The organism is Nocardia sp. NPDC004123 (genome assembly GCF_053603795.1).
The window spans coordinates 70,755-91,491 of sequence record NZ_JBSGGG010000029.1 but is presented as its reverse complement, the minus strand read 5'-3'; the positions used below and the strand labels follow the sequence as shown (position 1 = coordinate 91,491).

Below are 20,737 nucleotides of genomic sequence, written 5' to 3'. Positions count from 1 at the left end.
GTGGCCGACAGCTAGCTGATCATTCAGATGATCACTCACTGAAAGGACACACCGTGCCTGAAGAACACCCGCCCATCGGTGAAGCCAATACCGAACCCGCCGGTGGCTGCCCCGTCGTACACGGCCGGCTCAAGGACCCGGCCGAGGGCGGTAACGCCAACCGTCAGTGGTGGCCCAACCAGCTGAACCTGAGCATCCTGCAGAAGAACCCGGCCGTCGCCAACCCCATGGACGAGGGTTACGACTACGCCGCCGAGTTCAAGACTCTGGACCTGGCCGCGGTCAAGCAGGACATCGTCGAGGTCATGCGCACCTCGCAGGACTGGTGGCCGGCCGATTTCGGCCACTACGGCCCGTTCTTCATCCGCATGTCCTGGCACGCCGCGGGCACCTACCGCATCAACGACGGCCGCGGTGGAGCCGGTGCCGGCATGCAGCGTTTCGCTCCGCTGAACTCGTGGCCCGACAACGCCTCCCTCGACAAGGCGCGGCGTCTGCTGTGGCCGGTGAAGAAGAAGTACGGCAAGAAGCTGTCGTGGGCCGACCTCATCGTCTACGCCGGCAATGTCGCCCTCGAGGACATGGGCTTCCAGACGTTCGGCTTCGGCGGCGGCCGCGTCGACCAGTGGGAGCCCGAGCAGGACGTGTACTGGGGTCCGGAGACCGAGTGGCTCGGCGACGCCCGCTACACCGGCGAGCGTGACCTCGAGAACCCGCTGGCCGCGGTCCAGATGGGTCTGATCTACGTCAACCCCGAAGGCCCCAACGGCAACCCGGATCCGCTGGCCGCGGCCGTCGACATCCGCGAGACCTTCCGCCGGATGGCCATGAACGACGTCGAAACCGCGGCGCTCATCGTGGGTGGCCACACCTTCGGTAAGACCCACGGTGCGGGCCCGGCCGACAATGTCGGCCCCGAGCCCGAGGCCGCCCCGCTCGAGGAGCAGGGCCTGGGCTGGAAGTCCACCTTCGGTACCGGTGTCGGCAAGGACGCCATCACCTCCGGCATCGAGGTCACCTGGACCCCCACCCCGACCCAGTGGGACAACTCCTTCCTGGAGACCCTCTACGGCTACGAGTGGGAGCTGTCCAAGTCGCCCGCCGGTGCGCACCAGTATGTCGCCAAGAACGCCGAGGAGATCATCCCCGACGCGTTCGACGGGTCCAAGAAGCACCTGCCGACCATGCTGACCACCGACCTGTCGCTGCGGTTCGACCCGGTCTACGAGCAGATCACCCGCCGCTGGCTCGACCACCCCGAAGAGCTGGCCGAGGAGTTCGCCAAGGCCTGGTACAAGCTGATCCACCGCGACATGGGTCCCAAGGTCCGCTACCTGGGCCCCGAGGTGCCGGCCGAGACCCTGCTGTGGCAGGACCCGATCCCGGCCGTCGAGCACGAGCTCATCGACGCCGCCGATGTCGCGGCGCTCAAGGCCAAGATCGCGGAGTCGGGTCTGACCGTGGCTCAGCTGGTGTCGACCGCGTGGGCGGCGGCCTCGTCGTTCCGCGGCTCGGACATGCGCGGCGGCGTCAACGGCGGCCGCATCCGCCTGCAGCCGCAGGCCGGGTGGGAGGTCAACCAGCCCGACGAGCTGGCGCAGGTCATCCGGGTGCTCGAGGGCATCCAGGAGTCCTTCGGCAAGCCGGTCTCCTTCGCCGACCTGGTGGTGCTGGCCGGTAACGTCGGCGTCGAGCAGGGCGCCAAGGCCGCCGGCTTCGATGTCGAGGTGCCGTTCCGTGCGGGCCGCGGCGACGCCACCCAGGAGCTGACCGACGTGGAGTCCTTCTCCGCGCTCGAGCCGGCCGCCGATGGTTTCCGCAACTACGTCGGCAAGGGCACCCGCATCCCGGCGGAGTACCTGCTGCTGGACAAGGCCAACCTGCTGACCCTGTCGGCGCCGGAGATGACCGTGCTCGTCGGTGGTCTGCGCGTGCTGGGTGCGAACTACCAGGGTTCGCAGCTGGGCGTGCTCACCGACAAGCCGGGTGCGCTCACCACGGACTTCTTCGTGAACCTGCTCGACATGTCCACCAAGTGGGGCCCGTCGTCCGCCGACGACGGCACCTACGAGGGCAAGGACCGCGCCACCGGCAAGACCGTGTGGACCGGTTCGCGCGTCGACCTGGTGTTCGGCTCCAACTCGCAGCTGCGGGCCCTGGCCGAGGTGTACGCCGAGGACGACTCCAAGCAGAAGTTCGTCAACGACTTCGTGGCCGCCTGGACCAAGGTCATGGAGCTCGACCGCTTCGACCTGGCGTGACGACAACCGTCTGAACCAGTAGGACGATGCCCCCGAACCGACCCGGTTCGGGGGCATCGTGCGTGTCGGGATGCTAGCCGGCGGACGTCTCGATGCGGACGCGGCCGAAGAAACGGCGGGCGATGTCGGTGCCGTCGTCGTAGGCGTTCATCAGCTCGGTCAGTTCCTCGACCAGCGCCCGCAGCGCTGGAGTGTCCAAGCCGTCGGAGTCGGTGGCCCACCCGGTCGGGATGTTGCCGACTGTGATGAGAATGCCTGCGTCGTAAGGGGTTTCGACGGTGTAGGTGAGCTGGTCGGGGGTGTCGCGCAGGGCGCTGCGGGCGGCGAGGTCGCCATCGCCGTCGGGCAGGGTGCGGATGCGGGCCAGGGCGATGTCCTCACCGATCATGTCGGCGATACGGGACAGGCTCGCGTGCCGGCCCGGACGATCGTGGCGCGCACCGTAGGTGCGGTCGCCGACCCGGTGCGCTCCCCCGCCGGTCTTGCTCAGCAACCGGTCCAGCATGCGCTGCGCCGCCGCCCGCTCCGCCTGCCCGGTGCGCGGATGCTCGATGAGACTGCGCAGCCGCTGAATTCGGCCCATCGCCGCCGTGGCCATGCTCTCCCCTTCCGACGCTGTCGACCCCCGATCATGCCAGCGGCAGCAACCGTAAAGCGAGGCGCGGGCACAGCCGCACCGCATCCCGCGCGGCGGGCAGATCCGCGCGCTCCAGCACCGGGTCGCGGTGATCGCGGGTCAGCGGGAATCCCCAGTCGTCGCGGGCGAAGGTGCCGGGCAGCAGTTCACTGCACACGCCCCGGCCGTCGCAACGGGTCCAATCGATGTGCAGGCGAAGCGGTTCGCTCATCGCAGTGCTCCTGTCCGGGCCGGTGCGGCCGCTACACAGTGGCCGCGCTGATGCCGAGCCACCTCGTCGGCGAACACCTCCAGCGCGGACCGCACCATTCGAGCGGTCCCGTCGGGGTGGTGACAGGCTCCCCTGCCCTCGACCAGCCGGGCCACCCGGGCGATCTCGGCGGGATCGCCGGCTCCGTCGACCAGCTGCTCGAATCGGGTTGCGAGGGTGGGCAACCCATTGCGGCACGGACCGCACTGCCCGGCACTCTGGGCGGCGAGATAGGCGGTGATCTCGGCGGTGACCCGCAACCCGCACTCACCGTGCGGCAGCACCCGCACCACCCCGGCGCCCGGGACGGCACGCAGATGCCACAAACCCTGCGCCGACAACGCGGCTCCGGGCAGGGCCAACCCGGAGATCCAGGTGCCATGCCAGCCGCCGACCAGCACCGCCCGCACCCGGGCCGGGTCGGTGCCGCCCAGACCGGCGACCACCTCCGGCAGCCCGGCACCGGACGCAACCTCGAAAACACCGGCGATTCTGGTGCCCGACAAGCTGATCAGAATCGTGCCCGGCTCATCCCGAACCCCGACCGAACGGAACCACGACGGGCCGTGCCGGGCGATCAACGCCAGCTGGGCCAGCGTCTCGACATTGTGAACCAGCGTCGGGCGACCGCCCACACCCGAGCGGGACGTGGAGACCACCTGATCGGCCGGGAGTGCCGCGCGTCCGGACAGACGATTCACGACCGCCGACTTCTCCCCCGCCAGGAAAGTCTCGGCGGCAGCGGTCAGTTCGATCGCCGGTTCGCGGTACCCGGCCATCCGCCGTTCCACCAGTGCCCGCCGCAGCGGTTCCAGTACCGCCTCCGAGGCATGGACCCGGCAGTCCCGGCTCCCGACCGCGGCCGCCGCCGCGACCAGGCCGTCCAGCACCAGATGCGGTGCGCGAGTAAGCAATACGGCATCCTTGTGACTGTCGGGCTCCCCCTCCGCACCATTGGCGACCACGATCGGGCGACGCCCACCGGCCACCGCCGCCAGCTTGCGCGCCACCGGGAATCCCGCGCCGCCACGCCCGCGCAGCCCCGCGGCCGCCACCGCATCGATCAACTCCCGCGTGACAGCGGGCAACCGGCCATGCGTGGCCTCGTGAGCGGCCAGATCAGCCGTCTGCGCGGCCAGCAGCCTGCGCACCGCCACCGCACGGCGACCCCCAGATTCGACGCCGGTCATCGGGCCACCTGCCCGGCCGTCACACCGATCTCGGTGAATCCCCGGCTGATCCGCCAGCCGACCGCGGCCACCACCGCGACCGCACAGAACAACAGCACTGCCACCAGCCACGGCCGGAACGCGTCGGTCCCCGCCCCGAGCGCATGGATCAGCGCCACCGGCCACAACACGTACGTCGCCCAGTGCACCGCACGAAACGCGTTCGGGCCGATCCGATGCCGCAGCAGACCCGACACCGTCACCGCGGCGAGCAGATCCACCGCCACCGTGCCGAACCCCACCCACACCGGCCGATACACCCCGCCGAACGGCACCACCACATCCACCAGCCGCAACTGCGCCCACGGATCGGCCAGCAGACTCGCCACGTGCACGGCCACCAATCCGACCGCGGTCAACGCCGCGCCCCGATGAAACACCGCCATCCCCGCCCGCGGCAACACGACGACCCGCCCCGACCGCGCGACCACCCCGGCCACCACCGCCACCGTCAGCACCACCAGCGCCGTGACACCCGTCCCCCGCCCGAACGCCCACAATGCCTCGTCGAACCCCGCCTGCCCCATCAGCATTCACCTCCCCGGGACGCCCGCGCCGGCCGGTTCACGATTCGGGTCAGTCGGTTCATGATTCGGTTCCGTTCTCCCGAGTTCCGGGCTCGTCGTCACCGGACACGGCCTGCGGCCATCCACACAAGGTGATGACCTCACCCTCGCGACTCACCAGCCGCGACGGAAAACCCTTGCCGCGCAAACCCGTCAGCGCGTCACGGCCACGAATGACGGCCGCCGTGGCGGCGGTGTTGGCAGCCAGGCAGGACCCGGCGGCGACCGATACCGTCCGCCACACCGGATCCGCGGCGAGGCCGGTGCGCGGGTCGACGATGTGGTGCACCAGACTGCCGCCCCGCCACCAGCGGCGGCGCAGCGTGCTCGAAGTGGCCAGTGCCGCGCCCGCGGGAAGGGTTATGCGGGAACGAGGTTCGCCGGGGCGATCCTCGACCAGCACCTGCCAGCCGCTCGCCGGGGCGGGGCCCGCGGTGGCGATGTCACCACCCAGGCTCACCAGCACACCACAGCCGAGCCGATCGGCGACCACCTGCGCGCAATGGTCGGCGGCAAGCGCTTTCGCCGTCGCGCCCAGATCGAGCAGCACCCCGGCAGGCACACTCAGCAGATCGCCATCCAGCCTGACATGCGTCCAGTCCGGGCGCACCGTGAGCGCCACGGGTACCCGCAGCCCGGCAGGCCCTTGGCCGCGGCCGCCGACTCCGACGTCACCGCGGCGATCGACTCCGGTCTCACCCTTGGTGACCCGTTCCGCGCCCTCGAGGCCACGGATCCCGGTGCGCGAGTCGGACTTCCGAGCTACCGCATCCGGGTGGTCCTCGGCCGGCCGGGCAGCCGAGCCCGGGAGCAGCAACGTGAAGTCACGGTCGTAACCCAGGGCAATGAGCGAGGTACCGATCGTGGGGTCGAGATCACCGCCGGTGTCGCGGGCGGCCGCGAGGGCGGCATACAGATGTCCGGCGAGCAGTGCACTGACGCGCACCGGTTGCCCGGCGGTCCGCGCCAGGCGGCTGATCTCGGAGTCCGCGCGGAACCGGCTGCAGGCGGCATCGACCTCGGCGAGGTGGGCGCGGATCAGGGTGCGGGCCGGGCGCAGTGCCGCCGGGTCGGTGACGACCACGCGCGCGGTGGTGCTCCACACCGGCCATTCGGTCGAGGCCGTGCGGTCGGGGGCGGCGATCACGAGCCGCTCGATCGGGCGTGGACGCGACCGGTACCCGAGCGAAGCGCCGGGGTGGGGTCGGTGGTGACGTTCGCCGGGGTGCCGTCGGAGGCCGCGGTGGCGTCGGGGGTGGCGGATTGGGTTGTGCTGCCGCCGCTCTGAAGACTGCCGTGGTTGTCGACGTAGGCCAGCGCGGTCGCGGTGAGCGTGCCCGCCGCGGTCACCGCGAGCAGGGTCGCGGTCGCGGTGCGCCCGGCCCGCAGACTCGGATGTGACGGCATGCTGATTCCTGTTCGCTCGGATCACCCGGGGGCGCGGCGCTCCCGGTATGGGCTCGAACCTCAGCATGCGAACCGGCACTGTGAGAGCGCTGTGAAGCAGGGTCCTGGATGCTGCGAATACGCCGCGAGCCGGCACCGCCCTGTCCTGGCCGCTTTTGTGTTTGTTCGCTACATCAAAAAATGTTTGTACATGCACATGTCTGCATGCGAACATTCATCATTGGGCAGACCTGGGCGTCTGTCGCCTAGCCTGCGGCGACGACCGCGGCGAGCCGCTCGATATCGGCGGGCAGCACCCGGCAGCAGCCACCGACGATGGCCGCACCCAGCCCCGCCCACTCCTCCGCCAGCCCGGCCGGGAACCGCGCCTCCCCCGTCCAGCACCGTTGCCCGGCGTCCCACTTCTCCCCGCTGTTCGGGTAGACGATCACCGGTTTCCCCGTCACTTCCCGGGCCAGGGCGATCGCCGCCGCGACATCGTCCGGCGCACAGCAGTTCACCCCCACGGCAACGATCTCCGGAACCGCGGCGGCGATCGCGAACGCCTCCCGCAGCGGCTGCCCGGCCCGGGTCAGGCCGCCGTCGATGGTGTAGCTGAGCCAGGCGGGCACGCCACTCCCGTCGAGCAGGCCGGCCAGCGCCTCCGCCTCGTCGATGTCCGGAATCGTCTCCAGCGCAAGCACATCCGCCCCGGCCTCGGCGAGCACTTCCAGCCGCGGCAGGTGCCAGCGCTTCAGCTCGGTCAGGGAAAGCCCGTGGCGGCCGCGGTATTCGGAACCGTCGGCCAGGGCCGCACCGTAGGGGCCGATCGAGGCGGCGATCCAGCGCTCACGGCCGTCGTCGATCTCGTCTCGTGCCGCACGCGCGAGCGCGACACTGCGCCGCAGCAATCGGGCGGTCTGTTCTCGATCGATTCCACGCGCCGCGAATCCCTCGAACGAGGCCTGGTAGCTGGCGGTGGTCGCGATGACCGCGCCCGCCCGGAAGAACGCGGTGTGCACGGCTCGGATCTCGTCGGGCGCGTCGACGAGCAGTCGCGCCGACCACAACGCGTCGGACAGATCGTGTCCGCGCGCTTCGAGTGCGGTCGCCACGCCTCCGTCGGCGACGGTCACCTCGCCCACCGGGATTCCGAACTCGGCCATCGGCCTCCAAACTGCAACCTGTTCTACTGTGAGTGGCGTGGATGTCACCTACGAGAACACCCGACGCGAGATCACCACCGACAAAGGCGTCCTGCGCTACCACGAGGCCGGCGACGGTCCTCCTCTGATTCTGCTGCACGGCTCCGGAATCGGCGTCAACGGCTGGCGCAACTTCCGCGGCAACCTCGGCTTCTACGCCGACCACTTCCACTGCTACGTCCTGGAATTCCCGGGCTTCGGCGTCAGCGACCCGGTCCCCGGGCACCCGGTCCTCACCGCCGTCGACTCCGTCGTCCGGTTCATGGACGCGTTGAACATCGACTCCGCCGCCATGATCGGCAACTCCATGGGCGGCGTCGTCGCGGTGAATGTCGCCATGCACCACCCGCAGCGGGCCGAGAAGATCGTCGCCATCGGCGGTGTCGGCCACAGCCTGCTCGCCGCCAACCCCAGCGAAGGCACCCGGCTGCTGTCGGAATTCGCCGACCAACCCAGTCGCGAGGGCCTGGAGCGCTGGCTGCGCTGCATGATCTACGACCCCAAGATGATCACCGACAGCCTCATCGAGGAACGCTGGACCGCGGCCACCGAACCCGCCGCGCAGGCCAGCCTCAAGGCCATGTACGGGTCCGAAGCACTTGCGCTGCAACAGCAATTCCTGGAGAACTCCCCCACCCCGCCCTACTGGTCCATGCTGCACAAGATCAAGAGCCCGGTGCTCATGACCTGGGGCGCCGACGACCGCCAATGCCCCACCGACATGGCGCTCATCCCGCTGCGGCAGATCCCCAACGCCGAACTGCACGTGTTCCCCAAGTGCGGGCACTGGGTCATGTACGAGGCCAAGGAGGCCTTCGAACGCGTCACCCTCGAATTCCTGCACCGCTGAACAGGATTCCCGGGTGGGCTCACCGGCCCACCCGGGCAGCGGGTCAGCGGTCCCCGAACACCACCAGCTGGCAGGCGTTCAGCAGCGTCACCAGCTCCTCGCCCTCCTTGTCGTCGAGGACCGCGAACGCGGGCGCGATCAGATCCTCGGTGATCGACTCCGCCTGCATCCAGCGGCCCTTCAGCTCCGCGTTGATCTCATCGAACGGCTCCGGCCAGCCGAAATTGCGGGCCTGATCCGGACCCGGCTTCAGCGGGGAGCCCGCGATCAGCACCGCCTGCAACGGGGTCAGCCCACTACCCAGCACGCCGATCAAGTGCAGGCCGCCACGCAATTCCCGCAGTACGTGGATCAGCTGCAGCACCAGGCCCGGCGCGTCCTCGGCCTGCGGCAGGGCACGCCAGCCCGCGAACAGCGGCGCGCCCACCGGATTCGCGGCCGCCACCACCCGCTGTAGCAGCTCGGCCAGGCGCCCGGAGTCCTCGAACGAGGCCAGCTTCCGGCGGCCGAAGTTCTGGCACGCCGTCAGATATCCCTGGGCGGCTGCCGCGGCCGGCATCGAGGCCGTGGCCTCCCACGCCTCCCGGATCGCCTCGGGACGGAAGAAACCGAAGGCCGCGGTCACCACATCGGCATCCACATCACCCAGGACGCCGGCGCGGCCGCGGGTGTAGCCGGGCATGAAGCCGGGGACACCGGTGCTGTCGGCGAAGGCTCGGGCTTCCCGGGAGAACATGAATCCCCCACCGATCGTCTGGATCTGATCCTTCACCGCGGACGCTACCGACATGTCCGTTCCTCTCTGAGCGGAAAGCGCAATCGATCCGAGACTATTTCAGGCCGCCGACCGGCCGCACACGGGCCACCCGAATGTGACCGGGAGCGCACTCCCCACACCAAACCGACTGTCCTGAAACATATTTGCCTCGCCCGACCGGAATCCGCTGCCCGGCAAGGTCCCTCGCCGCATCACGCAGCCGGAAAGACCTGTCGGTTACATCCGCTAACCTTCAAGCGGTGCTAGGACATTCACATGCGACCAGCGGCGCGCTCGCCTGGTCGGCGGCGGCCGCGGCGCTACCGTTCACCGTCTTGACCTATCCCGCAGTGCAATCCGGGGCCATCGGCTCCGTCGATCTCGTGATGGGCACCTTCCTCACCGCGGGCGCCGCGCTGCTGCCCGACGCCGATCACCCCTCCGGCACCATTTCCCATGTACTGGGGCCGATCTCGCACTACGCGTGCAAGTTCATCTCGTGGATCTCCGGCGGGCACCGCCACGGCACCCACTCCTTCGCCTTCGTCGCCGCCGTCACCTACGGCACCTGGGCCGGCGAACACCTGCTCGGACGCTACTTCACCCTCTCGCTGGTGTTCTTCCTGCTCGCCCTCGCCGTCAAGGCGCTCGGTCTCGCACCCACCGGCGACGGACTCAAGTCCTGGGGCACCGTCGTCATCCTCGCCGTCTGCGGCACCTTCGCCATCGACCACTGGATCAGCGACAAACCCGCCTGGCTGCCCTTCTCCGTCGGACTCGGCGCCCTCGCCCACCTCATCGGCGACTGCCTCACCGATCGCGGCTGCCGGCTGCTGTGGCCGCTCAAGATCCGCACGCGAATCCCGATCATCGACCGCACCGGCAACAAGATCGAGACCATGGTGCTGGTCCCCCTCTTCGCCCTCGGCACCCTCGCCCTGCTCTGGTACACCCTCACCCACCATCCGTGAGCCGAACGAGTCGCCGGACCGGGCAACGACCGGCAACCCGGCTCGTATGATCCGAAGACCACCGCAACGGGCAGAACGGAGTCGGGCATGAGCGATCGCGAGGAACTGAGCTGGGAACTGTTCGGGGACGCCAGCCGCGAACTATCCCAAGCCATCGCCGACGACGGCTTCGAACCCGACCTCATCCTGTCGATCGCTCGCGGCGGACTCTTCGTCGCCGGCGCCCTCGGCTACGCCCTCGACGTCAAGAACCTCCACGTCATGAACGTGGAGTTCTACACCGGCGTCGACCAGCGCCTCGACATGCCGGTCATGCTGCCGCCCGTCCCCAGCGCCGTCGATCTCACCGGCGCGACCGTCCTGGTCGCCGACGACGTCGCCGACACCGGCAAGACCCTCAAACTCGTGCGCGACTTCTGCTCCCATCACGTCGCCGAGGTGCGCTGCGCGGTCATCTACCAGAAGCCGCACTCCGAGGTCGACTGCGAATACGTGTGGAAACGCACCGACAAGTGGATCAACTTCCCCTGGTCCGTGCTCCCGCCCGTTGTCAAACGCGAGGCCCGCGTTCTCGACGCCTGACCCGAAACCCAGTACGCGCCAACGACAACGGCCCGGAACCATTCGGTTCCGGGCCGTTTGTTCAGTTGCCGCAGGGACTGATCAGACCAGTTCGACGGACAGGATGGTGATCGGCTCGACCGGCACATCCTGGTGGCCGGCCTTGTTGCCGGTGCGCACACCCTCGATGGCGTCCACGACGGCCGTGCCGTCGACGACCTTGCCGAACACCGCGTAGCCGAAGCCGTCCTGGCCCGGGTAGTTCAGGAAGGCGTTGTTGCTGGTGTTGATGAAGAACTGCGCGCTGGCCGAGTGCGGGGCCGAGGTGCGCGCCATGGCGACGGTGTACTTGTCGTTCTTGAGGCCGTTGGCGGCCTCGTTCTCGACAGTCTGCTTGGCAGCCTTCTGCTGCATGTCGGCGGTCAGGCCGCCGCCCTGGATCATGAAGTTCGGGATCACCCGGTGGAAGACGGTGTCCGCGTAGTGGCCCGCCTTGACGTAGTCGACGAAGTTGGCGACGGTCTTGGGTGCCTTGGCCTCGTCCAGTTCCAGGGTGATGTCCCCGGCGGAGGTCTTCAGGAGCACTTTGGTCATGCCGACCATCGTATGGGAGCCCCCAACCCAGCGACCGAGCGGCATCGAATCGCCGCTCCCCTCTTCGAGGTTGGTTGGTGATGGGTGTGGTCAGGCAGGTGTGCGCGGTCGTGAGTGCCGGGGTGTGCTCGAAATCGAGCAACATGCATAGATGCGCATATTTCTATTTCTTGATGTTCATTGGGAGAGCCTCCGACGGAGGCCCTGACCTCAGGCTTCGTACAGCTCCAGCGGCAGACCATCCGGATCGGCGAAGAACACGAACCGCTTCCCCGTGTACTCATCGACCCGCACCTCCTCCACTGCCACTCCCCTACCCCGCAGCTCAGCCACCGCCTCCCCCACATTCGCCACCGAGAACGCCAGATGCCGCAACCCAGCAGCCTCGGGCCTGGACGGCCGTGCCGGCGGCTCCGGAAACGAGAACAACTCCACCTGCCCGCCATCGGGCAACACGAGATCCAGCTTGTACGAACACCTTTCGGCCCGATAGTTCTCCGCAATCACCCGCAACCCGAGAACCTCGGTATAAAACGCCTTCGACTTCTCATAGTCCGACGCAATGATCGCGACATGATGAATCCGCTGCAGCTCCACTCCCCGACGCTAGCCCACGGCTACCCCCAGCAAGCAGAGTTGCAGCAGTGATCGCGCAACTAACTCGCCAGGGCTGAGGCTGCGGCGGCGAGGAGCATACCTCGGTAGGAGCCGCCGAAGAGGATTACGTGGACGAGGAGGGGGTGGAGTTGATGGAGGGGGATGCGTTGACGCCAGCCGGAACTCAGGGGGGTGGTTTCTTGGTAGGCGGCGAGGATGCGGTCGAGGTGGGGGGCGCCGAAGAGGATGAGCATGGCGAGGTCGGTTTCCCGGTGGCCGCCGTGGGCGGCGGGGTCGATGAGAAGGGCGTGGCCGGTTGACCAGAGGATGTTGCCCGACCAGAGGTCGCCGTGGATGCGGGCGGGGGGTTCGGGTGGGCCGGCGAGGTGGTCGATGCGGTCGATGACGCGGTCGAGGAGGCGGGTGCCGGCGCTGCCGAGTTCGGGGGCGGCCGCGGAAACGTAAGGGGCCAGGCGGTATTCGGCGTACCAGAGGCCCCAGTCGCCGGTGGTGGGGGTGTTGTTCAGGGGGAGGGTGGCGATGTATCCGTCCCAGGGGGCGCCGTAGGTGTGCGGGGTGGCGGTGTGGAGGGTGGCGAGGTTGTGGCCGAGGTGTTCGGCGGCGGTGGGGGTGGCGGGTTCGGGTGGCTGCCAGGGCAGGACGAGCATGTGGGGGTCGGCGGCGACGACGGGTGGGATGAGGGTGGGGTGGCCGGCGGCCAGCCAGCGGAGGCCGGCGGCTTCGGCGGTGAGGACGGCGGAGGGGGTGCCGTTCTGGACGGCTTTGACGAAGAGGGTGCGGCCGTCGGCGGTGTGGGCGCGATGGAGGGTCCAGGCGTGGCTGTGGCCGAGGTGGTCTATGCGGGTGATGGGTGTGCCGGTGAGGTGAGTGAGGTACGTGGGCACGTCCATGGGATCTCATTGTGGGGTATGGACCGGCCCGCGCGGACCGACTAGTCGGATCGGGTTGCGGGGTCAGGTTCCCGGGACGGTGAGGCGGTCGCGGAGGTGTGCGGCGGTGGCGGCGTCGGCGGGGAGGAAGGCTTCGATGGCGAGTTCGGCGACGGTGACGTTCATGGGTGTGCCGAAAACCGTGGTGACGCTGAGGAAGGCGAGCTCGTGGCCGTCGAGGCGCACTCGCAGGGGGACGACGGCCTGCTCGGGTTCGGGCAGGCCGGGTGATTCCTCGCCGCCGGGGTAGGCGCGCAATTCGCCGAGCAGCGCGCTGAGTTCGGGTGATCCGGTCACTTCGATCTGGCGTTGCAGGCGTTCGAAGAGGTGGCCGCGCCATTCGGCGAGGTTGATGATGCGGGGGGCGAAACCGTCGGGGTGCAGGGTCAGGCGCAGGGCGTTGACGGGCGGCGCCAGCAGGGCGGGGTCGATGCCGTCGAGGAACAGTCCGATGCCGGCGTTGGCGTCGACCATGGTCCAGTTCGCGTCGATGGCGAGGGCGGGGTGGGGTTCGAGGCCGGTGAGGATGCGGCGGAGGGCGTCGCGGACCGATTGCATGGCGGGGGTGTCGAGTTCGGGTTCGGCGTAGACGGGTGCGTATCCGGCGGCCAGGAGCATGCGGTTGCGTTCCCGCAGGGGGATGTCGAGTTCGTCGGACAGGTGCAGCAGCATCTGGCGGCTGGGGGTGGCGCGACCGGTTTCGATGAAGCTGAGGTGGCGGGTGGAGGTTTCGGCGCGGCCGGCGAGTTCGAGCTGGCTGAGTCGCCGGGTGGTGCGCCAGTGCCGCAGGAGGTCGCCTGCCGTGTGAGTCGCCATGTGCCGATCGTACGAATGATCAACCACCACAGGCCATTACTCGGGAGGTAAGCGCGTGGCCTCGGGCAATACGAACCTTACTCTGTTCATTCGAACACGTATCTGTTAGAAATGTGGGGTGGATGCCGGTGAACGGTTGGATGTGACGCTGCGCCTGGTGCAGGGCGCGGAGCGGGCCGCGGTGGCGGAATTGGCGCAGCGCCTGGGTGTTTCGGAGATGACCGTGCGCCGCGACCTCGATGCGCTCGAGCAGCGCGGCCTGGTGCGGCGGGTGCACGGCGGGGCGGTGGCGACCCGGGCACGGACCGAGGCGGGCGGGTTCGCCGATCGCGCGGGCTGGTCGGCCGCGACCAAGGATCGGCTGGGCGCGGCCGTCGCGGCCCTCATCGCCCCCGGGTCGCGGGTACTGCTGGACGCGGGCACCACGACCGTGCATGTGGCCCGGGCGCTGGCCGAGCGCGGTCCGTTGACGGTGACCGCGCTGAGTCTGCAGACCGCGGTGTGCCTGGCCGACCGTCCCGGGATCGAGTTGCTGGTGGCGGGTGGTCGTTCCCGGCCCGGTGAGCAATCCCTGGTCGGACCTTTGGCTTTGCGGGCGGTGGAGTCACTCGCGTTCGACGTGTTCGTGATGTCGATCGGCGGGGTGCACGCCGAGTACGGCTGGTCGGAGTTCTGTCTCGACGATGCCGCGGTCAAGCAGGCCGGGATCGCGCAGTCGGCGCGGGTGCTGGCGGTGGCGGATGCGACCAAGCTCGGGGTGCGGGCCTTCAGCCAGGTGGCCGCGCTGGGCGCGGCGCACGAGTTCGTCACCGACCGCTCCGCGTCCGATCCCGCGATTCATCCGGCCGGTCCGCGGACGCTCGATGCCCTGCGTGAGGCGGGCGTCGTCCTCCATACGGCGTGAACCGAATTGGCGTATGAACCGATGATCGAAGGAGCTACCGTGTCGAATTCTCAGATGATCCTGGTCGCAGGCCCGTACCGCTCGGGGACCGGTGACGATCCGGTCAAGCTGGCCGCGAATGTGCGCGCCATGAACGAGACGGCCCTGATCCTCTTCCGCGCCGGGCATCTCGCGGTCACCGGTGAGGCGCTGGCGCTGCCACTGCTCGAGACCGCCGGCAGTACGCGCCCGGGCGACCCGCTCTACGACGAGATCTTCCATCCCGTCGCCGAGCAGCTGCTCTCCCGCTGTGACGCGGTGCTGCGCATCGGCGGTCCGTCCGAGGGCGCCGATCGGATGGTGGCGCAGGCGCGCGCGGAGGGCAAGCGAATCTATCTGAGCCTGAGCGAGATTCCCGCGGCCGTCTGACCGGCCCGGGCCCGCGGCGGCCCGGGCCCGCGGCGGCCCGGGCTCGAAGCGCGCGAACGGCGAAGTCGGACGGCGGTTCGGCGCCGGATACGCGGTTCGGCGTACCGCGACAGTGCGCCCGGGGTGTGGCAGGCTGGCCGGGCATGAAGACCATGCTGATCACGGGGGCCACGTCGGGCATCGGGTTGGCGGCGGCGGGGCAGCTCGCGGCGGCCGGGCACCGTGTCATCCTGGTCGGCCGCAATCCCGGAAAGCTCGGTGCCGCTGTCGAATTGGTGCGTTCAACCGCGACCGCGCCGGTCGATGCGATCGAATGCGACCTCTCCTCCCTGGCCGAGGTGCGGCAGCTCGCCGCAACCGTCGCCGCTCGATACGACCGGCTCGACGTGCTGGCCAACAATGCGGGCGCATTCCACATGTCGCGCACCGAAACCGGGGACGGTCTGGAGGCCACCTTCGCGGTGAACCATCTCGCCGGATTCCTGCTCACCGAACTGCTGCTGGATCTGGTGCGCCGCACTGCCCCGGCGCGGATCCTGTTCACCTCGTCGGTCATGCACTACGGCAATGCCCTCGACTTCGAGGACCTGCAACTGCGGCACGGCTACAGCGGCGCCACCGCCTACGGCCGCGCCAAGCTCGCCAACATTCTGTACACGCGCGACCTGGCCCGGCGGCTGGACGGAACCCGGGTGACCGCCAACGCCTTCCACCCGGGGCTGGTCGCCACCGGTATCTGGGATGCCGCACCCTGGTTCGCCCGGCCCGCGCTGGCGCTCGGCAAACGCCTGTTCATGACCGACGCCGGCACCGCCGCGCGCGCCCTCACCTACCTGGCGACCGACCCTGACGTCTCCTCCGTGTCCGGCTGCTACTTCGAGCGCAACCGTGTCAAGGCGCCCTCCCCCACCGCCCAGGACGACGCGGCCGCCACCCGCCTGCACCGGTTGTGCGCCGAACTGGCGGGCCTGCCCGGCTGAGGTCGCGCCGAACCAGCTTCCGCATCCGCGGCCGAAGTCACACCGGATCCGCTTTCATGTTGCCGGTATCGGTCACAGCGGCCTGATCACCCGCGCGGGATTGCCTGCGGCGAACACCTTTTCGGGCAGCTCGCGGGTGACGACGCTGCCCGCCCCGACCACCGTGTTCGCGCCGATGCTCACGCCCGGGCAGACGATGACCCCGCCGCCGAGCCACACATTGTCGCCGATGGTGATGGGCGCGGCCGTCTCCCAGCGGTCGCGGCGCAGCGCGTGATCGTCCATCGGGTGCAGGGCGGTGAGCAGCTGGGCGCGCGGGCCGATCGAGACGTCGTCGCCGATGGTGACCGGCGCACAATCCATGACGATGGCGTCGTAGTTGAGGAAACTGTTGCGGCCCAACCGGATCAGCTGCCCGTAGTCGCATTGGAAGCGCGGCATGATCCAGGACCCCTCCCCGATCTCGCCGAGCAGCTCGTCGAGGATGCTGCGACGCTCGATGTCCTGACCGGCACAGGTGGCGTTGAACCGGTCGAGCAACCCCTGGCAGCGCAGACGTTCGGCGACCAGTTCGGGGTCGTTGTCGCGGTACGGCTCTCCGGCGAGCATGCGGTCCTTGTGTTCTCCCACCCGTCCATCCTGTCCGCGATCCCCCGGGCCTGGCGTGATCGCGTGTCTGGTATCACCGGAAGGGTGAAAATCGGCTTTGCTCTTCCTCAGCATGGTTCTCAGGCCCGCGAGGGCGCGCGGGTGGCGTATTACGCGACCGCGCTGGAGCAGGCGGGGGCCGACAGTCTCTGGGTGGGCGAGCGGCTCATCGCCGCCACCAATCCGACGGTCGGTTACGCCGGCAAGGACACCATTCCCGACGAGTTCAACTCGGTGCTCGACCCGCTGTTGCTGCTCGGGATCGCGGCCGCGGTGACCGAGCGGGTCGCCCTCGGCGCGAATGTGCTGATCGCGCCGCTGCATCGGCCCGCGCAGCTGGCCCGCGCGCTCACCACGATCGACGTGGTCAGCAACGGCCGGCTGATTCCCGGCTTCGGCATCGGGTGGTCGCCGGAGGAGTACGCGGCCGCCGAGGTTCCCTTCGCCCATCGCGGCGCCCGGCTGGACGAGACCCTCGATGCGCTGGAAGCCATCTGGACCACCGACCCCGCCGGGTATCGCGGCCGCTACGTGTCGGTGCCCGAGCATCGCAGTGAGCTCAAGCCGGTGCAGCGGCCGCGGCCGCCGATCTATCTGGGCGCGTTCAGCCCGGCCGGTCTGGCCCGCATCGGCCGCCGCGCCGACGGCTGGCTGCCCGTGGTGCCGGTGCCGGGCCCGCCCGCCTGGGGTCAGCAGCTGTTGAAGCTGCGCGGCGTGATCGACGAGGCCGCGGTCGCCGCGGGCCGCGATCCGAAGGACATCGGCACCGTGCTGCGGGTGAATGTCGCCGCGGGCACCGACCTCGAACGGGTCGCCGCCACCATCGAGAAGGTGGCCGCCGATACCGGATTCGACGACTTCTTCATCGATCTGCTCTATGTGACCGACTCCCTCGACGGCATGCTCGACGCCGCCCTGCAGCTGCTGGGCCGGCTGCGCGGCTGAACCGGCTGCGCGGTCCGGCCCGCCACCCATCCGCGCCGCCCCCGGTAGCGGCCCGCCACCATCCGCTCAGCACGGCCGGACGCGCCGGTCGCCTACCAGCTCATCGGCGATTTCGCTGCCCGCCGGCCGCCCAGCGCACCGGCGATTCGAGCCAGTTGGGCGAAACCCGAGCCGGGTGGGCAAATCGGGCACTCACCGGGCATACTCGATCTCGTTGTGCCGCAGGGCCGCCGGGTGACCGCCCGGAACAAGGCCCCGGTGATGTGCTGAAGGGAGTCCGGGCCGGTGGGGTTGCGGAATCCGGTCGTGCTGGCCGGAGTCGTCGGAGTCGGAGTACCGGTCCTGGCGGCGGGGGTGGTCGCGGCGCTCACTATCAAAACCGGTGAGAGCGGCCCGGACTCGGCGACGACCGACACGACGACGGCCCCCGCGACAGCGGCCCCGGCCACCGGGCCTGCCATGACGCCGACCGTCATCGAGGCCGCGGCGCCGGATCCGGTCGGCTTCCAACCCGATTCGATCACCTTCATCTCCGCCGACGAAGGCTGGGTGCTGGGCCGGACCTATCCGTGCGCGAGCGAGCCCTGCCTGGCACTGCAGCACACCACCGACGGCGGGCAGACGTGGCAGCAGGCCCCGCTCCCGGCCCCGCTGCGCGATCCCGGGTCCAAGGGCGACTGGCTGAAGTTCGCCGACGCCCGCAATGGCTGGATCCGGGCCGGCGACAAGCTGTTCGCCACCCACGACGGCGGAAAGACCTGGCGCGAGATCGATCTCGACATCGATCCGGTCGTCGACGCCTGGTCGTTCACGATCTCCGACGACAGCGTGTACATCGCCACCGTGCAGCCCGGCGAACGAACCGCGCTGTTCACCAGCCCCCTCACCCGTGATGCGTGGACCGGTCCCACCGAGATCCCGGTACCCGGCAGCGGCGGCCCGGACCCCTCGGCCGCTGTCACCGTTCTCGGCAGCCGGGCCTGGATGGTCGTCACCAACCGGGGTGCGGACGGTGCCCGATCGGTCGACGGCACGTGGACACCGTGGAAGCTGCCCTGCGGCGGCAACGGTCCCGCCGCTTGGCACCCCTTCTCCGAAAAGCGGCTCATCGCCCTGTGTGGCCGATCCGGCCCGTACTCCGACGGCGGCACCACCACCCAGCTCATGACGTCGACCGACGGCGGCGCCACCTTCACCGAGACCGGGCAGCTGTCGCCGACGCTGTCCGCAGCTGCCGCGCTCATCCCCGCCGACCCGACCCATCTGGTCGCCGCTCTCGACGACCACCTGCTCACCTCGACCGACGGCGGCGCAACGTGGACGACCACCTACCGTGCACCCGCCCAGGGCTGGCGCGAGAGCTCGGGCCATTTCGTCACCGAGACAACCGGTTTCGTGATCATGACTCAGCCCGGGTCCAAGCACCTGGCCACCACGATGCTCGCCACCCAGGACGCGGGCCGCACCTGGACCCCGGTCAGCTTCGGCTCCTGATCACCGGCGGGCGGTGGCGCGCGCGTAGTTCCAGCCCTGCCACGAATCACCGGACAGGCGTGCGCGAATGACGTTCGCAATGGCGGCGCGCTCGGCATCGGGGAGCCGGTCGGCCACCGGCAGCACATCCGGCGACAGGGTGCTCAGATACCCGGTGTCGAGGGACTTGCCCGCCTGCCAGCGCTCCACATTGCGTTCGCCGACGAACCGTTCCGGGTTCGCCACCGCCAGCGCCAGCAATGTCGCGAGCGCGGCGCCCACCGCGGCGCGCGGCACCCAGCCGCGCCGCAACCGCACCAGGCTCGCCAGCAGCAGCAGGTAGACGAGCGCGATCCAGGCTTCGAACACCTCCACGAGCAGCCGCATCACCGTGAACCCGTATGCCTGCTGATAGGTCCACATGCGATGCAGCGCGGACGCCACGATCACCAGCGACAACCCGATCACCACCGTGACCGCGCCCCGCAACCAGCGGCGTTCGATCACCGTGTCCTGCAGCGCGTGCCGTAGCACCATCCCGATCACCGCGAGGGTCAGCATGCTCACGATCGACAGCTGCCAGAATCCGGAGCGCGCGTACTCGGCATACGTCAGCCCGGCCGTGCGCTGCACATACCCGTCGCCGCCGAACAGCACCACCACCTGCGTGCCCACGAACGCCGCGAACACGATCGTCAACGCGCCCACCGGAATTCCCCACTCGATCGGCGAGAATCTGCGCACCCCCAGCCAACCCAGCGGATCCATCCCCCGGCCCGGGCCCGCATCGTCGGCCACCGGCGGCGGCCCCGCCAGCAGATACAGCGCCCCGGCCGTCCCCGACCCGACCACCACGAACACGAAACCCCACCGCACCACCGCAGGCACATCGATGCGCGGCAGCAGCCCGTCCACCAGCCCGGCGAACACCGCGTCCGCGCCTGCCAGCAACGGCACCACCATCACCAGCAGCGCGGCGGCCACCGCCACCGACCACCACACCCGCGGCGAACCTTTCCCGAACCGGCCACGCGCCCCCGTCATCGCCCGATACAGCCACGGCAGCGAATTCAGTCCCGCGAACGGCACCGCGGGCAGGTCGAACCACAGCCCGTACACCGACCGCCGCACCACCGCCAACGACCCGGCCATCGCTGCCCCGAGCACGCAGAGCACGAAAAGCCAAGGGGCAGCACGGAACACACCCACACCCAGCAGCGCCAGCGCCACCCCGGACCACCAGATCCGATCCCACGACACCCGGCCCGTCCACCCCGACCCGCCGGGACGCAACTGGCCCGCACTGCCGGTCCCGGCACCGTCCTCGGGCCCTCCGCGGCCGCCGACGGAGGGAGCAGCAACCGAGCCGACATCAGCGGGACGGCGGGTAGTCGTGCCGGACGTGGGAGGCGCGGCCGGCGCGGACGAGGGCTGCGCGGCAGGCACAGTCCCAGAAGCAGCGGCGGCCGCTGCATCCGCGTCACGCGCCGCCGACACAACACCGTGCTCGCTCGAAACCGTCCGCCGGGCCGACCGGTCGACCGCGTACACCGCGCCCGTGATCACCAGGCCCGCGAGCAGCCATCCGACACCAGGACGGTCGACGGGCACCAGGATCGCCCCGGCACATCCCGCCGCGGCGGTAGCGGCCAGCAACCCGTTCGGCACGGACACCCGCGCCGAGCGAGGCGGAATCGGCTGGGGTGGAACAGAATTCGTGACGCCGGCGCGCACTGTGGACGAACCGTC

The 20,737-nt window shown here is 69.7% G+C and carries 23 protein-coding genes; 9 read left to right on the top strand and 14 right to left on the bottom strand.

The annotated features are described in order from the left end of the window. Window positions 1–53 precede the first annotated feature (53 nt). Window positions 54–2,261, top strand: coding sequence for a catalase/peroxidase HPI (gene katG, locus ACWEQQ_RS35400; RefSeq protein WP_452351264.1), 2,208 nt, complete (start codon window positions 54–56; stop codon window positions 2,259–2,261). A 73-nt stretch (window positions 2,262–2,334) separates the two neighbouring features. Here katG and ACWEQQ_RS35395 read toward each other — a convergent pair whose 3' ends face one another. The 7 genes from ACWEQQ_RS35395 to mmuM all read right to left on the bottom strand — a co-directional run bounded on the left by ACWEQQ_RS35395 (window position 2,335) and on the right by mmuM (window position 7,495). Further along, entirely contained in the window at window positions 2,335–2,859 is a 525-nt protein-coding gene (locus ACWEQQ_RS35395; RefSeq protein ID WP_452351263.1) for a hypothetical protein, read from the bottom strand. A gap of 31 nt (window positions 2,860–2,890) precedes the next feature. Next, window positions 2,891–3,109 (bottom strand): ferredoxin, encoded by a 219-nt coding sequence (locus ACWEQQ_RS35390; protein WP_379380697.1) that lies wholly within the window; start codon window positions 3,107–3,109, stop codon window positions 2,891–2,893. Beyond that, window positions 3,106–4,338, bottom strand: a complete 1,233-nt coding sequence (locus ACWEQQ_RS35385) for an NADH-ubiquinone oxidoreductase-F iron-sulfur binding region domain-containing protein (RefSeq protein WP_452351262.1) — start codon at window positions 4,336–4,338, stop codon at window positions 3,106–3,108. Before ACWEQQ_RS35385 ends, ACWEQQ_RS35390 begins: the two co-directional genes overlap by 4 nt. Then, window positions 4,335–4,904 (bottom strand): ferric reductase-like transmembrane domain-containing protein, encoded by a 570-nt coding sequence (locus ACWEQQ_RS35380; RefSeq protein ID WP_452351261.1) that lies wholly within the window; start codon window positions 4,902–4,904, stop codon window positions 4,335–4,337. Before ACWEQQ_RS35380 ends, ACWEQQ_RS35385 begins: the two co-directional genes overlap by 4 nt. A 58-nt stretch (window positions 4,905–4,962) precedes the next feature. Continuing rightward, on the bottom strand, window positions 4,963–6,090 hold the full coding sequence (locus ACWEQQ_RS35375) for an FAD:protein FMN transferase (protein ID WP_452351260.1): 1,128 nt from the start codon (window positions 6,088–6,090) through the stop codon (window positions 4,963–4,965). Further along, entirely contained in the window at window positions 6,087–6,350 is a 264-nt protein-coding gene (locus tag ACWEQQ_RS35370) for a hypothetical protein (protein ID WP_452351259.1), read from the bottom strand. The genes ACWEQQ_RS35375 and ACWEQQ_RS35370 overlap by 4 nt, the downstream gene beginning before the upstream one ends. A 245-nt stretch (window positions 6,351–6,595) precedes the next feature. Further along, window positions 6,596–7,495, bottom strand: a complete 900-nt coding sequence (gene mmuM / locus ACWEQQ_RS35365) for a homocysteine S-methyltransferase (protein WP_452351258.1) — start codon at window positions 7,493–7,495, stop codon at window positions 6,596–6,598. A gap of 37 nt (window positions 7,496–7,532) precedes the next feature. Here mmuM and ACWEQQ_RS35360 point away from each other — a divergent pair, with 37 nt between their 5' ends. Continuing rightward, window positions 7,533–8,384: an alpha/beta fold hydrolase gene (locus ACWEQQ_RS35360; protein ID WP_452351257.1), complete on the top strand. Its 852-nt coding sequence runs from the start codon at window positions 7,533–7,535 to the stop codon at window positions 8,382–8,384. A 43-nt stretch (window positions 8,385–8,427) separates the two neighbouring features. On the opposite strand, the gene ACWEQQ_RS35355 is transcribed toward ACWEQQ_RS35360, so the two are convergent. Beyond that, the gene (locus ACWEQQ_RS35355; RefSeq protein ID WP_452351256.1) at window positions 8,428–9,174 is read right to left on the bottom strand and encodes an SCO6745 family protein; all 747 of its coding nucleotides are present in this window, start codon (window positions 9,172–9,174) and stop codon (window positions 8,428–8,430) included. Window positions 9,175–9,401: 227 nt separating this feature from the next. Here ACWEQQ_RS35355 and ACWEQQ_RS35350 point away from each other — a divergent pair, with 227 nt between their 5' ends. Continuing rightward, complete coding sequence (locus tag ACWEQQ_RS35350; protein WP_452351255.1) at window positions 9,402–10,112, top strand: metal-dependent hydrolase; 711 nt, start codon at window positions 9,402–9,404, stop codon at window positions 10,110–10,112. A gap of 87 nt (window positions 10,113–10,199) precedes the next feature. Further along, entirely contained in the window at window positions 10,200–10,694 is a 495-nt protein-coding gene (locus tag ACWEQQ_RS35345; protein ID WP_364610181.1) for a phosphoribosyltransferase, read from the top strand. Between the two features lie 81 nt (window positions 10,695–10,775). Here ACWEQQ_RS35345 and ACWEQQ_RS35340 read toward each other — a convergent pair whose 3' ends face one another. The 4 genes from ACWEQQ_RS35340 to ACWEQQ_RS35325 form a co-directional block, all read right to left on the bottom strand. Further along, a complete protein-coding gene (locus tag ACWEQQ_RS35340) occupies window positions 10,776–11,267 on the bottom strand; it encodes a peptidylprolyl isomerase (protein ID WP_379396555.1) in 492 nt (163 codons plus the stop codon). A 210-nt stretch (window positions 11,268–11,477) separates the two neighbouring features. Continuing rightward, window positions 11,478–11,864 carry an SMU1112c/YaeR family gloxylase I-like metalloprotein gene (gene gloA2, locus ACWEQQ_RS35335; protein ID WP_452351254.1) on the bottom strand — a complete coding sequence of 129 codons (387 nt, stop codon included), beginning with the start codon at window positions 11,862–11,864 and terminating at the stop codon, window positions 11,478–11,480. Window positions 11,865–11,923: 59 nt separating this feature from the next. Further along, window positions 11,924–12,775, bottom strand: a complete 852-nt coding sequence (locus ACWEQQ_RS35330) for a fructosamine kinase family protein (protein ID WP_452351253.1) — start codon at window positions 12,773–12,775, stop codon at window positions 11,924–11,926. A gap of 63 nt (window positions 12,776–12,838) precedes the next feature. Next, a complete protein-coding gene (locus ACWEQQ_RS35325; RefSeq protein WP_452339909.1) occupies window positions 12,839–13,630 on the bottom strand; it encodes a helix-turn-helix domain-containing protein in 792 nt (263 codons plus the stop codon). Between the two features lie 118 nt (window positions 13,631–13,748). Between ACWEQQ_RS35325 and ACWEQQ_RS35320 the strand changes: the two genes are divergently transcribed. The 3 genes from ACWEQQ_RS35320 (at window position 13,749) to ACWEQQ_RS35310 (ending at window position 15,922) form a co-directional block, all read left to right on the top strand. Continuing rightward, on the top strand, window positions 13,749–14,534 hold the full coding sequence (locus ACWEQQ_RS35320) for a DeoR/GlpR family DNA-binding transcription regulator (RefSeq protein WP_452351252.1): 786 nt from the start codon (window positions 13,749–13,751) through the stop codon (window positions 14,532–14,534). A gap of 39 nt (window positions 14,535–14,573) precedes the next feature. Further along, entirely contained in the window at window positions 14,574–14,942 is a 369-nt protein-coding gene (locus ACWEQQ_RS35315; RefSeq protein WP_452339907.1) for a hypothetical protein, read from the top strand. Between the two features lie 143 nt (window positions 14,943–15,085). Then, the gene (locus tag ACWEQQ_RS35310) at window positions 15,086–15,922 is read left to right on the top strand and encodes an SDR family NAD(P)-dependent oxidoreductase (RefSeq protein WP_452351251.1); all 837 of its coding nucleotides are present in this window, start codon (window positions 15,086–15,088) and stop codon (window positions 15,920–15,922) included. A 72-nt stretch (window positions 15,923–15,994) separates the two neighbouring features. On the opposite strand, the gene ACWEQQ_RS35305 is transcribed toward ACWEQQ_RS35310, so the two are convergent. Continuing rightward, window positions 15,995–16,552 (bottom strand): sugar O-acetyltransferase, encoded by a 558-nt coding sequence (locus tag ACWEQQ_RS35305; RefSeq protein WP_452351250.1) that lies wholly within the window; start codon window positions 16,550–16,552, stop codon window positions 15,995–15,997. A gap of 63 nt (window positions 16,553–16,615) precedes the next feature. Between ACWEQQ_RS35305 and ACWEQQ_RS35300 the strand changes: the two genes are divergently transcribed. Both ACWEQQ_RS35300 and ACWEQQ_RS35295 read left to right on the top strand, forming a co-directional pair. After that, window positions 16,616–17,515 carry a TIGR03619 family F420-dependent LLM class oxidoreductase gene (locus ACWEQQ_RS35300; RefSeq protein ID WP_452351249.1) on the top strand — a complete coding sequence of 300 codons (900 nt, stop codon included), beginning with the start codon at window positions 16,616–16,618 and terminating at the stop codon, window positions 17,513–17,515. Window positions 17,516–17,800: 285 nt separating this feature from the next. Beyond that, window positions 17,801–19,009: a WD40/YVTN/BNR-like repeat-containing protein gene (locus ACWEQQ_RS35295; protein WP_452351248.1), complete on the top strand. Its 1,209-nt coding sequence runs from the start codon at window positions 17,801–17,803 to the stop codon at window positions 19,007–19,009. Here ACWEQQ_RS35295 and ACWEQQ_RS35290 read toward each other — a convergent pair whose 3' ends face one another. Beyond that, window positions 19,010–20,662: a DUF4153 domain-containing protein gene (locus ACWEQQ_RS35290; protein ID WP_452351247.1), complete on the bottom strand. Its 1,653-nt coding sequence runs from the start codon at window positions 20,660–20,662 to the stop codon at window positions 19,010–19,012. Window positions 20,663–20,737: the final 75 nt, after the last annotated feature.